14 protein-coding genes are annotated in these 15611 nt (G+C 69.4%); 4 read left to right on the top strand and 10 right to left on the bottom strand.

The annotated features are described in order from the left end of the window. Nucleotides 1-35: 35 nt before the first annotated feature. A complete protein-coding gene (locus WFG93_RS01365; RefSeq protein ID WP_336644522.1) occupies nucleotides 36-1409 on the bottom strand; it encodes an HNH endonuclease signature motif containing protein in 1374 nt (457 codons plus the stop codon). A 175-nt stretch (nucleotides 1410-1584) separates the two neighbouring features. Here WFG93_RS01365 and WFG93_RS01360 point away from each other — a divergent pair, with 175 nt between their 5' ends. Beyond that, nucleotides 1585-2145, top strand: coding sequence for a J-domain-containing protein (locus WFG93_RS01360; RefSeq protein ID WP_336644521.1), 561 nt, complete (start codon nucleotides 1585-1587; stop codon nucleotides 2143-2145). 54 nt (nucleotides 2146-2199) lie between these two features. On the opposite strand, the gene WFG93_RS01355 is transcribed toward WFG93_RS01360, so the two are convergent. Genes WFG93_RS01355 through WFG93_RS01345 form a run of 3 tightly spaced genes read right to left on the bottom strand, consistent with a single transcriptional unit; the run spans nucleotide 2200 to nucleotide 6387 of the window. Further along, on the bottom strand, nucleotides 2200-3594 hold the full coding sequence (locus WFG93_RS01355) for an APC family permease (RefSeq protein WP_336644520.1): 1395 nt from the start codon (nucleotides 3592-3594) through the stop codon (nucleotides 2200-2202). 49 nt (nucleotides 3595-3643) lie between these two features. Then, nucleotides 3644-5347: an amidase gene (locus tag WFG93_RS01350; RefSeq protein WP_336644519.1), complete on the bottom strand. Its 1704-nt coding sequence runs from the start codon at nucleotides 5345-5347 to the stop codon at nucleotides 3644-3646. After that, nucleotides 5347-6387, bottom strand: coding sequence for an agmatine deiminase family protein (locus WFG93_RS01345; RefSeq protein ID WP_336644518.1), 1041 nt, complete (start codon nucleotides 6385-6387; stop codon nucleotides 5347-5349). The genes WFG93_RS01350 and WFG93_RS01345 overlap by 1 nt, the downstream gene beginning before the upstream one ends. Nucleotides 6388-6466: 79 nt before the next feature. Between WFG93_RS01345 and WFG93_RS01340 the strand changes: the two genes are divergently transcribed. The 3 genes from WFG93_RS01340 to WFG93_RS01330 all read left to right on the top strand — a co-directional run bounded on the left by WFG93_RS01340 (nucleotide 6467) and on the right by WFG93_RS01330 (nucleotide 10228). Beyond that, on the top strand, nucleotides 6467-7102 hold the full coding sequence (locus WFG93_RS01340; RefSeq protein ID WP_336644517.1) for a TetR/AcrR family transcriptional regulator: 636 nt from the start codon (nucleotides 6467-6469) through the stop codon (nucleotides 7100-7102). A gap of 27 nt (nucleotides 7103-7129) precedes the next feature. Beyond that, nucleotides 7130-9148 carry a M13 family metallopeptidase gene (locus tag WFG93_RS01335; RefSeq protein ID WP_336644516.1) on the top strand — a complete coding sequence of 673 codons (2019 nt, stop codon included), beginning with the start codon at nucleotides 7130-7132 and terminating at the stop codon, nucleotides 9146-9148. Between the two features lie 126 nt (nucleotides 9149-9274). Continuing rightward, nucleotides 9275-10228 (top strand): serine hydrolase, encoded by a 954-nt coding sequence (locus WFG93_RS01330; protein ID WP_336644515.1) that lies wholly within the window; start codon nucleotides 9275-9277, stop codon nucleotides 10226-10228. Between the two features lie 21 nt (nucleotides 10229-10249). Here the strand turns inward: WFG93_RS01330 and WFG93_RS01325 are convergent, their stop codons facing one another. From WFG93_RS01325 to WFG93_RS01300, 6 genes are all read right to left on the bottom strand, one after another. Beyond that, complete coding sequence (locus WFG93_RS01325; RefSeq protein WP_336644514.1) at nucleotides 10250-11692, bottom strand: MFS transporter; 1443 nt, start codon at nucleotides 11690-11692, stop codon at nucleotides 10250-10252. 78 nt (nucleotides 11693-11770) lie between these two features. Continuing rightward, nucleotides 11771-12214: a hypothetical protein gene (locus tag WFG93_RS01320; RefSeq protein ID WP_336644513.1), complete on the bottom strand. Its 444-nt coding sequence runs from the start codon at nucleotides 12212-12214 to the stop codon at nucleotides 11771-11773. Next, nucleotides 12211-13254 (bottom strand): hypothetical protein, encoded by a 1044-nt coding sequence (locus WFG93_RS01315; protein ID WP_336644512.1) that lies wholly within the window; start codon nucleotides 13252-13254, stop codon nucleotides 12211-12213. Before WFG93_RS01315 ends, WFG93_RS01320 begins: the two co-directional genes overlap by 4 nt. Nucleotides 13255-13258: 4 nt before the next feature. Beyond that, the gene (locus WFG93_RS01310; RefSeq protein WP_336644511.1) at nucleotides 13259-13879 is read right to left on the bottom strand and encodes a hypothetical protein; all 621 of its coding nucleotides are present in this window, start codon (nucleotides 13877-13879) and stop codon (nucleotides 13259-13261) included. Next, on the bottom strand, nucleotides 13876-15198 hold the full coding sequence (locus tag WFG93_RS01305; RefSeq protein WP_336644510.1) for a hypothetical protein: 1323 nt from the start codon (nucleotides 15196-15198) through the stop codon (nucleotides 13876-13878). The genes WFG93_RS01310 and WFG93_RS01305 overlap by 4 nt, the downstream gene beginning before the upstream one ends. After that, nucleotides 15195-15587 (bottom strand): hypothetical protein, encoded by a 393-nt coding sequence (locus tag WFG93_RS01300; RefSeq protein ID WP_336644509.1) that lies wholly within the window; start codon nucleotides 15585-15587, stop codon nucleotides 15195-15197. The genes WFG93_RS01305 and WFG93_RS01300 overlap by 4 nt, the downstream gene beginning before the upstream one ends. Nucleotides 15588-15611: the final 24 nt, after the last annotated feature.

The following is a 15611-nucleotide window of genomic DNA, read 5'->3' as shown; positions in this document are numbered from 1 at the left end:
CCACGAGCCTATGCGGTGGATCGCGCGGCTGCCTGTCAGGCGGCGATGTCGTAGCGGGCCCTGCCGCCGAGGCGGGGCCGGCGTTCCGGGTCGATGTGGGGTGGTGGGATGAACCACACTCGTCCCCTGGTGCCGGAGCGCGCGTCGGAGTTCTCGATGCGGATGTCCCAGGCGTTGTCGTGGATGCGGTGGTGGCAGGTGGAGCAGAGCAGGATGCCGTTGGTCAGGTCGGTGGGTCCGGTGTCTCGGGTCCACCAGTTGATGTGGTGGCCCTCGGTCATGTCCGGTGGCAGTGCGCACATCGCGCATCCGCCGTCGCGGTCGACGAGGGCGAGTTTCTGCGCTCTGGTGAAGAGGCGTCTCTCGCGTCCCCAGTCCAGGATGTCGCCGGCGGAGTCGAGGACGCACGGGATCACGCTTCCTGCGGCGGCCATGCGGCGGATCGCGGTGATCGAGACGGGCTGGTCGATTCCGTCGATCGTGCCCGATCCGGTGCCTGCTTGGAGGTCATGGAGGTTGATGCGGACGATGACGGTCGCGCCGCCGACGGGCATCCGGGTGTCGCAGTCGAGAACGTGCGTGCAGAAGAGGGCGAGGGCGTCGGCGCGCATCATGGTGACGGTGCGCTGATCGGCATCCACCTCGTCGCCGTCGACGACTCCCGCGTCGACGGTGTCTTTCCGGGCCTGGAACTGTGCAGAGACGTACCCGTCGATCGCGGTCTTGATCGCCGCGCCGGCCTCGATGGGGGTGACGAGGTTCAGGTGCAGCATCCCGTCGCGTTCGAACATGCTCAGCGACCGCGCTGCGCGCCGTTCCTCTTCCCTGGTCTCCAAGCGATCGGCTTCGAGGACGGCTTCGGCGCGCTTCACCAGCCGGCGCGCGTCGTCCAGCGACAGTCCGACGGCACGCTCGACCAGCTGCCGCTCCACGTCCGCGACGAGGGTCTTGTCGTTGCCGATCCTCGCCCGGTCGAGGAACTCCACGATCACCGCCGCTCCGGCGGCTCCCAGCCGGCCCGCGGTGACGGCGCCCTGCACGGCCGGGTACTTCGCCGGTGCCGGCTCGCCGAGAAGGTTCTGCCGCGGGGCGATCGCCTCTCCGACCTTCACCAGCCGTGCCGCGTCGCCCGCACTCGTGCCCGTCGTCGTCGCGATCAGCTGCGCCGGGGTGCGGAAGCCCTGCTGCTTCGCCAGCGAATCCGGACCGAGCTCAGGGCGTGACTCATGCGCGATCACCGCCGCGACATCCGCCTGCAGAGCATCAAGGGCCCGTCGCGCCGAGCCGATCAGGCGGGTGATCGAGACCAGGTCGGGCCGGTTCAGATCCGCGGCGGTATCGGCATCCGCCCACACCTCACCGAGGGCCGTGCAGGCCTCTCGCAAGGGGGTCAACGCCGCTGCTGACATGCCTCCAGCGTAAGACGGCCATGAACACTCTGTCAAGCATTTATTCGAGAAAAATCGAATAGGTTATCCACAACATCCGAAACTATATGCGCTCGCATCGAGCTGGCAATAGGAGTCTAGAGCCGGCCTCCGACACCGCTCGGCGCGTACGCTGGAACCACCGGAGGTGCCTCCCATGTCCGATGCTATGAACGACGCCGCGCGGTACCGCGCGCGCCGCGATGCCGGCGAGGATGCCCGCGACCAGCCCGAAGACGCTCCGGCCTCGGCGCTGAACGTGCAGAACAAGGCGGAGTTCGTCGAAACCGCCATCCAGCTCGCGATCCGACGCGGAGAGTTCGACAACCTGCCCGGCGCCGGCAAGCCGCTCGAGGGACTCGGTGGGCAGCACGATCCCGACTGGTGGATCCGTCGCAAGATCGAGACCGAGAACCTCTCCGGGCTCGGCCCTCCCGCGCTTTTGCTTCGTGTGGAGGATCGGGGGCTCGACGACCAGCTCGATCAACTCGCGCGGGAGGAAGACGTGCGCGACGTCATCGAGGACTTCAATCGGCGGGTGATCGAGGCGCGACGGCAGCTGCTCGGCGGACCGCCCGTGGTGACGCGTACCCGCGATGTCGAGCGGGAAGTCGTCGCGTGGCGGGAGCGCCGAAACGCGCGCAAGGCGGATGGCGCGGCATCGCCGGCATCGGATGCCACACAGCGCCCGCGCCGGCGCTGGTGGCGTCGGGGCTGATCGAACACCGCCCGGCCGCGAAACCTGTCCGTCGCCACTCCCGTAGGGCCTTCCTCACCTGGTGACGGGCGTTCGCACCACTCCGGTCGGCAGGTCCTCGGCCTCGTCGAACGCGACCTCGGGTGTCGGCCGGCGGAATCCGCGGGTCAGCCACAGCAGGTACACGGCGCCGACACCCGCCCAGATCAGACCCACGGTCATCGCGAGCTGGTCCAGGCTCAGCCAGAGCCCGACGTTGATCAGGAAGCCGATGCCCGGCACGACGGTCCACGCGAGCACCGAGCCCCGCGTGGTCTCCGCGTTACGGTGACGCATCCAGAATGCGATCACCGACAGGTTCACGAAGGCGAAGGCGGTGAACGCGCCGAAGTTGATCAGCGAGGTGGCTGCGTTGAGATCCAGCGTCAGCGCGGTCAGCGCGATCGCTCCGACGACGAGGATGTTGATCACCGGCGTGCCCAGGCGCGGGTGCACGTAGCCGAACAGCTTCCGCGCGATGATGCCGTCGCGGCCCATCGCGAACAGCAGGCGCGAGGCGCTCAGTTGCGAGGCGAGACCCGACGAGAGCACCGAGACGGTCGCGCCGGCGAGGAAGAAGGTCTGGAACAGGATGCCGCCGATCGCCAGAGCGATGTACGGCGAGGCGCCCTCGATGTCGGGGGTGATGGCGTTGAGCGCGTCGAGGTCGGGCACGAGCGTCTGCATCACGTAGGTGACCGTGATGAAGAAGGCGGCACCGAGGGCGGCGATCCACATGATCGCGCGCGGCACCGTGCGGCGCGGGTCGACGGTCTCCTCCGACAGCGTGGTGACGGCGTCGAAGCCGAGGAAGGCCAGGGCGAGCACCGAGGCGCCACCGACGAGGCTCGCCATGTCGGCGCTCATCGAGTAGAACGGCGCCAGGCTGAACGCGAGCGCGTTGTCCGAGGCGATCGCTCCGACCGTCAGCACGACGAACACGATCGCGAGCAGGGCCTGGAACACCACCATGACCATGTTGGCCACCGCGCTCACCCGCACGCCGATGATGTTCAGCGCCGTGATGATGACGATCAGACCGACGACCCACACCCAGTCCGGCACGTCGGGGAACGACGCCGAGAGGTAGATGCCCGCCAGCAGGGCGTTGATCATCGGCAGGAACAGGTAGTCGAGCAGCGCGACCCATCCGACGAGGAATCCGGCCGGTGCGCCGATGGTGCGCCGCGTGTAGGTGTACGCGGAGCCTGCCGAGGGGTAGACGCGCACCATCTTGGCGTAGCTGAACGCGGTGAACAGCACGGCGATCGTGATGATGATGTACGACATGGGCACGTGGCCCTTGGTCGCCTCGGACACGATGCCGAAGGTGTCGAACACGGCGAACGGTGACATGTACGCCAGGCCGATGAAGACGACGTGTCGCTGCTTGAGGCTGCGATGAAGGGTCGCTGGGGCGGTGGTGGTCATGGGTTACCTCCTTGTAAACCTGGGTATCGGGGATGTCGGCTGCGGAGCGTCAGGGGCTGTCGCGGAGCCGGGGCGTTCGTGGGGGAGCGGTGCGGCGCTGCCCGGTCGCCTCGAAGGCGAGTCCGAGGGCGAGCAGTGCAGTGTCGTCGTAGGCGCGGCCGGCGAAGGTGAGGCCGACCGGCATCCCGATGTCTGCCATCGTGCCCATCGGCACCGTGACGGTCGGGATGCCGAGGTGCCGCGGCACGAGATTGCCGTTGGCCACCCACACGCCGTTGCGCCAGCCGGCATCCGCAGAATCCGCATTCACATCCATGTCGGCGCGGCCGATGTCGGCCATGGCGGGGAAGGCGACGGCGTCGAGGCCGCGCTCGTCCATCCACTGCTCGAGGTCGATCCGGCGGGTCTCCTCGAGCCCGCGCACGCCGTCCTCGAGGTGCGGGATGTCGGTGAAGCCCTCATACCCACGCGAGGCGACCTGCTGCGGGTAGGTGGCGATGTCATCGTCGAACCCGTCATAGCGGTCGGGCAGGGCGCCCTTCGGATGCGGGAAGATGGTCGCCCCATCGACGCCGATCAGTGTGGGCAGCGCCGGGTCGCCGTTGGCGCGGAGGAAGTCCTCCCACGCCCAGGCGGAGAGGTCGACGATCTCGCTGTGCAGGAACTCGGGGCTCACCAGCCCACGGGTCGCGATCGTGGGCGCTCCGGCGCGATCGCCCTCGTAGTTGGTGACCGCGGGGAAGTCGACCTCGACGACCTCGGCCCCTGCCGCCTCGAGGTCGCGGCGCGCCTGCCGCCACAGGGCGATCACCGAGTCGCGGGTCCGAACCCGCTGCCCGGTGGCGCCGCCGATGGTGGTGCCGGTGCCGGCGTCGGGATCTGCGTTGATGTACATGGCAGGGACGCCGATGCGCATCCCGCGCAGCGTCGCCGGCGCGACCGCGACGTACGACCTCGGCCGCACCTCGGATGCCGCCGGGATGCGCACCCACGGCTGCGCGCGCCAGAAGTCGCCGCGTACCTCGGCATCATCGGCGACGATCACGTCGAGCACCTCGAGAAGATCGGCCATGGTGCGGGTGTGCGGCACGACGACGTCCATCGTGGGCACGAGCGGCCAGTTGCCGCGCACCGAGATGACGCCGCGGCTGGGCGTGTAGGCGACGAGCGCGTTGCAGGATGCCGGTGCGCGACCGCTCGACCAGGTCTCCTCGCCCAGACCGAAGGCGGCGAAGCTCGCCGCTGTCGCGGTGCCCGAGCCGTTCGACGAGCCGGAGCCGAACGCGCTGGTCAGCCACTCCGCGTTGTAGGGACTCTCGGCGCGTCCGTAGACGCCGCGCTGCATGCCACCGTTCGCCATCGGGGGCATGTTGGTCAGGCCGAGGCAGATCGCGCCGCCGGCGCGCAGCCGCTCGATCGTGAACGCGTCGCGCTGCGCGATGAGATCGGCGAACGCAGGAGAGCCGGCCGCGGCGGTCAGCCCGGTGACCAGATAGCTGTCCTTGGCCGTGTACGGGATGCCGTCGAGCGGTCCGCGCGTCTGACCGGACGCGCGGCGGGCATCGGAGGCTTCGGCCTCGGCCAAGGCGTCCGGATTGCGCACCACGACGGCGTTCAGCGCGGTCTCGGTGTCCGTGCCGTCGTAGGCATCGATGCGGGCGAGGTACGCCTGCACGAGCTCGACGCTCGTGGTCTCGCCCGACTCGAGGGCGGCGCGCAGCTCAGCGATGGGCTTCTCGTAGACCTCGAACATCAGTGCCCGGTTCCGACGCGGGGCTGCTGCTGGGTGATGCAGTGGATGCCGCCACCGCGCGCGAAGATCGGTCGGGCGTCCACGGTCACCGCGCGGCGGCCGGGGTAGGCATCCTCGAGGATCTGCCTGGCTCGGGCGTCTGCGGCGTCCTCGCCGAAGCCGCACACGACGATCCCGTCGTTGACGACGAGGTGGTTGATGTAGCTCCAGTCGACGAAGCCCTCGTCGTCGCGCAGCGTCGCCGGGGCCGGGACATCGATGATCTCGAGCGGTCGCCCTGCGGCATCCGTCTGCTGCTGCAGCAGCGACTTGAGATCGCGGGTGACCTCGTGGTCGGGGTGCCCGGCGTCGTCCTGGCGGTGCAGCAGCACGCGACCAGGCGCAGCGAACGCGGCGACGATGTCGACGTGCCCCTGGGTGCCGAACTCGTCGTAGTCGCGCGTGAGGCCGCGGGGGAGCCAGATGGCCTTCTCCGTGCCGAGGGTGCGAGCCATCTCCGCCTCGACCCGTGCCTTGTCGGCGTACGGGTTGCGGTTCGGATCGAGCTGCACGGTCTCGGTGAGCAGCACTGTGCCCTCGCCGTCGACGTGGATCCCGCCGCCCTCGTTCACCAGCACAGAGCTGACCAGCTCTGCACCGGTGCGTGTGGCGATGATGCGGGCGATGCCGGCTGATACCTGCCATTGCGCCCAGGCCGGGGCGCCCCAGCCGTTGAAGACCCAGTCGACGGCGCCGAGGGCGCCGGGGCGATCGTCATCGACGACGAACGTGGGGCCGAAGTCGCGCATCCAGAACTCATCGAGCGGCGACTCGACGATCTCGATGTCCGACCCGAGCATGTGCGTGGCGCGGTCGACCTCGCTCGGGTCGACGATCATGCTGACGGGCTCGAACCCCGCGATGGCGAGGGCGGTGTCGGCCCAGGCCCGATAGGCGCTCTCCTGCCACTCGGCGCCGTCGCCGAGGGTGACTCCGGCGCGAGGGAACGCCATCCAGGTGCGCTCGTGGGTCGCACCCTCGTGCGGCATCCGCCAGGCCATGTCGTCTCCTTCGTCGAAACTGCCCGATCGCTCTATTGATCGCGCGATCAATAGATGATGTTCCTACACTGGAGGCACCATGTCAACATCCGTCTCCCGGCCTCGTACGCGGAAGAGTCCGCAGCAGCGCTCCGCCGAGATCCACGATGCCGCGCTCGCGATCGGACGCGAGCAGGGACTCTCGGCGCTCACGCTGCGTGCGGTCGCCGCACGCGCTGGTGTGGCCTCTGGGCTCGTCGCGCACTATGCCGAAAGCATGGACGACCTGGTCGTGCGCACTTTCCGCGAGCTCGTGGCATCCGAGCTCGACGAGGTCAAGACCGAGGTCACGACCCGCGCCACTCCTGCCGCGCGACTCGCGCAGATGATCACCACCGTGCTCGACAGCGAGCACAACGACATCACCCTCGTCTGGGTCGACGCGTGGTCGCTCGGGCGGGGCAGTGCCGCGCTCGCCGATGCGATCGAAGAGCAGATGGCGGCCTGGCAGAGCTTCATCGCCGCGATCATCCGCGACGGACGGGACGCCGGTGTGTTCACCACCGACGACGCGCAGGCGGTCGGCTGGCAGATCCTCGCCATGATCGACGGCATCGCCGCGCACGCGCTCACCCGTGCCACCGATGCCGCTCCCTTCGCGGCGCGTCTGGCCGCGGCCTGCGAGACGCTCGTCGGCGCCGCGCCCGGTGCGATCGTCGAGCAGTTGGACGCCTGACCGAACGCGCCGCATAGGCTGGAGCGCATGACTGACGTTCTGCCCTCCGGCCTTGCCATCAGCGAGTTCAGCTCCGACATCCGTCCTCAGGACGACCTCTACCGCCACGTCAACGGTGCGTGGCTGGAGGCCGCCGAGATCCCCGCCGACAAGGCGCGCTGGGGATCGTTCCACATGCTCGCCGAGCAGGCCGAGAAGGACGTCCGCGAGATCATCGTCGAGTCGCAGGATGCCGCCGAGGGCACCCTCGAGCGCAAGGTCGGCGACCTGTTCCGCAGCTTCATGGACACCGACCGCATCGCCGAGATCGGCCTCGCTCCGCTGCAGGCTGAGCTCGCGAAGGTCGACGCGATCGACGGCATCCCGTCGTTCCTGCGCACCGTCGGCGCCTTCGATCGTGACGGCATCGCCGCGCTGATCGGCGTGTTCATCGAGCCCGACCCGGGCAACCCCGAGCGATACGTGCCGTTCGCCGTGCAGGCCGGCCTGTCGCTGCCGGATGAGAGCTACTACCGCCTCGACAGCTTCGAAGCGACCCGCGCCGCGTACCGGGCGCACCTCGAGCGCATCCTCGCCCTCGCTGAGATCGACGACCCCGCCGGCCAGGCCGAGCGCGCGTTCGGCCTCGGGAAGGAGATCGCCGCTCATCACTGGGACAACGTCGCCTCCCGCGACGCCGTGAAGACGTACAACCTGAAGACCTGGGCCGAGTTCCAGCAGCTCGTCGGCGTGGACCTCACCCCGTGGCGCGACGCCGTGGCCGCCTCGGCCCTTCGACAGGCTCATGGCCCCAATCCGTTCGACGAGCTCGTCGTCTACCAGCCGAGCTTCTTCGAGGGCCTCGGCGCGCTGCTCGTCGAGGAGCGCCTCGACGACTGGAAGGCGTGGCTGCGCGCCAAGGTGGTGCACGGTCTCGCCGCCTACCTCACCGACGACTTCATCGACGAGAACTTCTCGTTCTACGGCACCGAGCTGACCGGCACCCCGTCGATCCGCGAGCGCTGGAAGCGCGGCGTCTCGCTCGTCGAGGGCTCGCTGGGCGACGCGGTCGGCCGCATCTACGTCGAGCGGCACTTCCCGGCCGAGTCCAAGGCCGCCATGGATGAACTGGTCGCGAACCTCATCGAGGCCTACCGCCAGAGCATCCAGAAGCTGGAGTGGATGAGCCCCGAGACCCGCCAGAAGGCGCTCGCCAAGCTCGACACCTTCCGCCCCAAGATCGGCCACCCTGACGTCTGGCGCGACTACGACGGCGTGGAGATCGACCCCGCCGACCTCGTCGGCAACGCCCGCCGGGCGACGGTCTTCGAGCACGACCGTCAGGTCTCGAAGGTCGGCAAGCCCATCGACCGTGACGAGTGGTTCATGCCGCCGCAGATGGTCAACGCGTACTACAACCCGCTGATGAACGAGATCGTCTTCCCCGCCGCGATCCTGCAGTACCCGTTCTTCGACCCGAAGCGCGACGCGGCCGCGAACTACGGCGGAATCGGCGCGGTGATCGGCCACGAGATCGGTCACGGCTTCGATGACCAGGGCAGCCGCTACGACGGAGACGGTCGCCTGCAGGACTGGTGGACGGACGCCGACCGGGCGGCGTTCGAAGAGCGCACGAAGGCCCTCATCGCACAGTACGACGCCCTCGTGCCGCTCGGGCTCAGCGACGAGAACCACGTCAACGGAGCGTTGACCATCGGCGAGAACATCGGCGACCTGGGCGGTCTCGGCATCGCGCTGAAGGCGTACGAGCTCTCGCTCGGCAAGGAGTCGGCCCCTGAGGCCCCTTCGGCCCCTGAGCCCGTCGAAGGTCCCGTGATCGACGGCTACACCGGCGTCCAGCGCCTGCTGCTGTCGTGGGCGCAGGTGTGGCAGCAGAAGAGCCGCGAGGCCGAGACGATCCGCCTGCTGACGATCGATCCGCACTCGCCCAACGAGTTCCGCTGCAACCAGATCCTCAGCAACATCGACGCCTTCTACGACGCGTTCGACGTCACCGAGGGCGACGCCCTGCACCTGTCGGAGGAGCAGCGCGTCACCATCTGGTGAGCGCGAGCGGCGACGGAGCCGGAGGTCAGGCGGCGGGGCTACGATGACGACCAGGAATGAGGAGCCTGTTCAGAGCAGCGGGTCCTCGACCTGCCGCTTCCCCCGCTCCTCGAGAGGAGATCGCGCGTGGTCTCGTCGCCTGCATCCGCCCCCGATCCGGCATCCGCGCCCGATCCGGCATCCGCTGCGCGCGCTGAGGCTCGTCGGGCGCATCGCGGTGGTCGCCGCCCCCTGCGCCGCGCGGCAGCGGGACGGCGCTCGTTCACCTCGTCGCTGCGCGCTCTCGACGAGCTCGCACAGGCCGGAGCGCTGGTGTCGGTGCACGTGGCCGAGCTCGATACGGGACGAGCCGTGCTCGCCGGTGACGACCACGTGCCGCTGCCCATCGCCGGTCTCGGGGTGGTGCCGGTGCTGGTCGAGACCGCGGCGCGCATCGAGGCGGGCGTGCTCGACCCGCTGCGCATCGTCGACCGGCCCGACGCCGGACTCGTCGCGGGGTCCGGTCTGTGGCGGCACCTGCGCGCGCCCGCCCTGCCGATCGTCGATCTCGCCGTGCTCGCCGCCGGCGCCGGTGACCCGAACGCCGCGAACGCGCTGCTCGAGGCCGTGGGACACGACCGGGTGCGGGCGCGGATGGTGGAGCTCGGGATGCCGCGCAGCGCCGTCCTCGATCGCTTCCGCGACCGCCGTGGACCCGATGACGCGCCGCACGTCGCGGTCGGCACGACGCGCGAGTTCGCGCAGCTGTTCGCCGCACTGGTCGACTCGCGGGCAGTGGATGCCGCAGTCAGCGCTCAGGTCGCGGAATGGCTCAGCCTGAACCAGGACCTCAGCCTGGTGGCATCCGCGACCGGTCTCGATCCGTTCGCCCACGACCACGATGCGCACGGGCTGCTGTTCATCAACAAGACCGGGCGTGATCGCGGCGTGCGCGCCGAAGCGGGAGTCCTGGGCGGCCCGCGCGCGGGTGTCGCCTATGCGCTCACCGTCTGCTTCGACGATCTGTCGATCAGCCATCGCCTGCGTGCGCACGATGTCTTCCGGGTGCTCGGCACCGACCTCATGGAGTTCACCCACTGAGGCTGCTTAGATCTGCGCCGGTCAGCCGGGCAGGGCCGGGTGCGCCTCCGCGGTGGGGTGCTTCGGGATGAGGAAGGTCAGCGCGAACGCGATGGCTCCGGCGACGATCGAGAGCCAGAAGCAGACCTCGAAGGCCTCCCGGGTCGGGATGGCACGGCCACCGACCTCGATGCTCATGGCCGCCAGCACACCGCCCATCACCGCGGACGCCGTCGAGGTGCCCACCGAGCGGAACAGTGCGTTCAGACCGTTCGACGCTCCGGTCTCATGTGCGGGCACCGCGCGCATGATGATCATCGGCATGGCGGCGAAGGTGAACCCGATGCCGACTCCGATCAGCACGTTCGCGACGAGGAAGTGCCACATCTCGGTCGACCAGACGAGCACGAAGGCGTACGCGAGCACGATCGCCGCCGTGCCCACGGTGAACAGCGGCCGCGGCCCCACTGTGCGCTCCAGCCAGCCGGACAGCGGGGAGATGATCATCATCATCACGCCCGAGACGGCGACGATGATGGCCGCGGTGAACATGTCCAGGCCGAGTCCTGATCCGGTCTCGGCCGGCAGCTCCAGCATCTGCGGGAAGGTCACGTTCGACGCGAAGAGCGCGAAGCCCATGCCGATCGCGGCGATGTTGGTGAACAGCACCGCCGGTCGCGCCGCGACGCGCAGATCCAGCAGCGGGTCGCGGGCCTTGAGCTGATACGCCCCCCAGACGGCGAGCACGACCAGGCCGCCGATCAGGCAGGCCAGGGCGAACGGCGAAGTCCAGCCCCACTCCGCCCCGCGCGAGACGAACAGCAGCAGCCCCGTGAGACCGGCGGCCAGCCCGATCGCGCCGATGATGTCGAGCCGCCCGGGTGAGAGCAGCACGTCATCCGGCACGACCAGCAGCACCAGCACGAGGCCGATCACTCCCAGTCCCGCGGCGAGCCAGAAGAGGCCATGCCAGTCCGCGTTCTCCGCCACGAACGCAGCCACCGGCATCCCGACCGCCCCGCCCACGCCCATGGTCGCGCTCATCAGCGCGACCGCAGTGCCGAGCCGTTCCGGTGGCAGCACATCGCGCATGATCGCGATGCCCAGGGGCACGACTCCGGTCGTCGCACCCTGCAGCGCGCGCCCGATGATCACGCCGACGATCGACGGCGACAGGGCTGCCACGATCGAGCCGATCGCCAACAGGGCGAGCAGCACCATCACGACGCGGCGCTTGCCGTACATGTCGCCCAGGCGGCCCGAGATGGGCGTCGCGACGGCGGCGACGAGCAGGGTGATGGTGACAACCCAGCTGGTGTCCTCACGCGAGGCGTTCAGCAGCTTCGGCAGCTCGGCCTGCAGGGGCACGACGAGCGTGAACATGAACGCCGAGCACAGTCCCACGAACGCGAGCACGGCGATGATCGCCGCGCGACTCGGGGTGCGCGAGAGCCTTCGTCTTGCCCGGTCCTGCGCATCATCCACTTCAGAAGGCTATCGGCAGTCCGGCCGCCGGCTGAGCCGACGTCGGCTGTGGGGACGCCGGATGTGGGGGCACCGATCTCACGAGGACGCGATCCAGCGGACGAGATCGTCGTCCGGGCGGGGCTCGAGGGCCGCGAGCACCGCATCCGTGGGCGCGCCCACCGGGTGGGGGCCGGCTCGATCGAACATCACGTGCGCGATCGTCGCGCGGTGCTCCCGCAGGAAGTCGCGCAGCACCGTTCCCCGCTGCACATCGAACCTTCCCTGCGGCTCGTCGGCGAGGAACGCGCGAAGCGCGTGCACCGACGAGAAGAGCATCAGCGCCGGAGGTTCATCCGCGAACTCGAACACGCGGATCTGCAGCTCGCCATCGGGAGTGCGAAGGAGGGGGATCACCACCACATCGTGTCTGAGCGCCCGGCCGATGGCCTCCGCGTCTCCGCTGGCCAATGCCGCTGCCAGTGCGGGGGACCCGAGGTCCGCATCGTCGGGCACGTGGATGGCGTCGTCGTCCTGTGTCATGCGGACGCCTCCTGCGAGGCGGCGATCACCCATGTGCTGGCGAGGAGGATCTCGTCGGTAAGTGCGAGGATCGCCGCCTGCTGGTCGACGTGCGGGGTGGAGAACGCGACGAGGCAGAGTCCACGCTGATCGGGGAACTCCAGCCAGTAGTCCGCTGCGAGCACCGGCGTGCCCGACCCTTCGCTGACGGTCCGGTCCCGCGTCACGCGGACGTGACGGATGAGCCTGCCGGTCTCGAGCCGCGCTTGGACGACATCCGCGTCAGCGGGATGCGACGAGAGCCGATGTGCGATCGCATCCAGGTGCGGCGTCGCCGTCGAGCTGAGGCGGTGCCAGTACCGGGTCACCGACAGCGCCAGGGCGGCCTGCCCGGTACGCCGCACGAGGAAAGCGGTCTCCCTTCCGCCTCCGCCGGCAGCGGTGCGTGCCATGCGCCGCAGCCACTGCTGCAGCTGGACGCGCAACGTGATCCCGGCGTCGGATCCGGCCAGCTGCCGATCGACCAGCGCGCGGATGCGCTGTTCGAGCTCGGCGGGTTCGGTGAGCGACAGGCGGAACCAGTCATCGCCCAGCGGCAGGTCGAGGTCGACGGCCCGGTCGGAGGGGCGCAGCCCCCGCGGCACCTCCGGTGGGGGCGGCGTGTCGCTCAGCAGGCGTTGAATGTCGCGGACCGAGGCCGCCATCGCGTGCGGCTCGGAGACATCGAACACGACGCGTGCCACGCGATCCTCGGCGCCCGCCAGCAAGCCGGCCAACGCAGTCCCCGGGATGAAGTCGAAATCGCGCTGCTCGTCACCCGCGAGGAACGAGTGCAGTGCGGCGACCGAGCTGAACACGGGCAGCTCCCATCCGGTCCGACCCTGCAGTCCCTCTATCAAACGGATCCGGGAGCCCTGCGAGGTCCGCAGCAGCGGCACCACGACCCACCCCTGCGCCAACGCGCTCGAGATGCTCGCAGGATCCGCGATCCGCAGCGCTGCGGTCAGCTCGGGAGAACCGACGTCCTCGGACGGCGCCACCAGTCGCGAACCAGTCGTCATGACCTCAACCTCCCGATCGCGGCGCGGACAGTGTGACCTTCGCCGTACGGGCAGCCATCCCGCCCCAGAGCCGGTGCGGCGTGCGGTATCCGACTGTGATCGTCACCGGCGCCACGAGGGCGCCCTCGAGAGTATGGCGGGGAACGATGGTGCTGAGCAGCTTGAGATCCCCGTGCGCGAGATGACACTCCAGGATCGTCTCCCCGGCGTGCGTCGGGCCGACGCGCACGGTCGCCGGTCCCCACGGCGTCTCGGCGTGCGCCATGAAGGACCGCTCGCGGATGAGCTCCATGCTCGCGCGGGTGCGCGCGGCGAGGGCGGTGTCCTCGGCCATGGCGGATGCCGCGTCGGATGCGCTGAAGCAGGCGCCGAGGGGCGTGAGTCTCGGGTCCTCATCGGTCCGCTCGGGAGGACCGCTGTGCGCTGATCCGCTCACTCCGTAGACCTGGATCTCGCCCGCGTGGGCGATGAGATAGACGTATCCGGATGCGATGCCGGCACCGGATCGGTCCACCCGCGCCCAGGCGGGCAGATCGCCGCTGAGCGACACCACAGCGACGCCATCACCCGTTCCGCGGTAGAGCGCGAGCGGGCGGCTGAAGGCGAGCTGGTCGATGCGGGTCATGGCACGGTGAACGGCACGTCATCGACGACGGAGACGCCCGCACCCCTGGGGAAGACGTATTCGGGGGCGCCGCCGAGGGTGCCTTCGTAGGGCAGGGCATGTCGCTGATTGACCATCTTCGACATGTCGTCTATCTGGAAGGTGGCCATCCGCTCCATCGAGTTGCTCGCCGGCAGCCCGAGGGAGTTGTGCGGGAACCGCAGGTCCGCCGGCGGAACCGAACCGAACGAGCCGCCGACCTGGCGGGAGTCCGCGCCGCCGTACAGTCGGTACAGCGGCGTATCGGGTGCGAGGTCCTTCACCGTACCCCGCCACAGCCCTTCAGATTCGCGCAGCTGCGCCACGGAGTACCGGTTCGCGTTGCGCAGCGGGATCAGTGTGATGTTCTCACCGGGCCCGAGCGGCTGCAGGCGAGCTGCTCGATTGATACGCGCGACAGCGGCGACCTTGCCCAGGGAGCGGGCGACTGCTCCGAGCCCGATCACAGAGAGTGCAGCACCGGCGATGCTGATGATCGCCTCGCCCCAGCTGCGATCGCCGGTGCTCGCGAGCACGATGTTGCCGAGCGCGTTGATCACTCCCGCGACGCCGGCCACGATCAGCAGCGCCCCACCGAGGAGCTGTCCGACGACCGGGATCCACGACACGCACAGAGCGAGGACGCCGGCGATGGTCGAGACCCATCCGGCGATATCGGTGATCGCGGTGAGGAGGTCCTTGCCCCAGTCGTCCCACCAGGAGTCGTTCAGATCGTCCCCGCCGACGATGTCCTCGATGCGTTCGGCTGCGGCATCGCCTGCCGCATCTCGGTGCGCGACCGCGTCTTCCAGCAGGCGGTACGCCGCGGCGAGTGACGCGTCGGCGTCATCGGCGGCCGCGGCAGCCCGGCCGGCGTCGCGACGATGGTCATCCGCCTCCGCATCCTCCGCACCGTCGGCCAGCCGCAGGAAGCGGAGGCGATCGGCGTTCGCCGCTTCGGCGTCGGCCCGCGCCTCCCGTGCGCGCTCCAACGCGATGAGCGAGTCGTGCTGGGCCTGGTGCAGATGAGGCGCGTACCCGATCAGAGCGAGGCCCGTCTCCCGGTAGCGCTCCTCGGCGCGGGAGATGTCGTCGGCCACCTCGCTCGCGTTCCGGATCAGCTCGTCCGTGGCCTGCGATTCATCGCCGTCCGTCTCCATACTGCGCAGCGCACGCGCTGCGGATGCGATCGCGTCGGCCACGGTGATGTACGAGCGGCCGCCTGCGTCGACGGCATCCGGATCTCCGGGAATGGGATCATCAGCCCTTCCGAGCGGTGACCAGTCGAAGGAACGCGTCATCGCGCATCCGCTCGACGGGGAGTCGCCGAAGCGGGCGGCGGCGACGTTCCCTCCAACGAGGCGGCGTAAGCGACATCGAGATCGCCGAACGCTTCGGCGATGCCGGAAGCGGCCTGCCCGAGAGCAGCGATGTTCTCGGTCATGTCGGCTCGTCGGTCGTCCCACGATTCGGCGAAGCGGGTGATCGCGGCTGACAAGCCGCGGTGGCCTACGGCTTCCGCGACGCCATGGGCGTTCGCAGTGGCTTCCTCGAACTCCACGCGTACGGCATCGAGCATCTGCCCCGAGCGGCGAAGTCTTTCCAGATCGAGTTGTATGCGCTGCATCGCTCCTCCGCGTCCGATCCTATGGCGAACCTCCCGGCGCGACGTATGGGGAGAACTGCCCATGCACGGCCTCGCGTGGTCATCGTG

Source organism: Microbacterium sp. USHLN186, assembly GCF_037145155.1.
Classification (GTDB): Bacteria; Actinomycetota; Actinomycetes; order Actinomycetales; family Microbacteriaceae; genus Microbacterium.
This window is presented reverse-complemented; position numbering and strand designations above follow the sequence as displayed.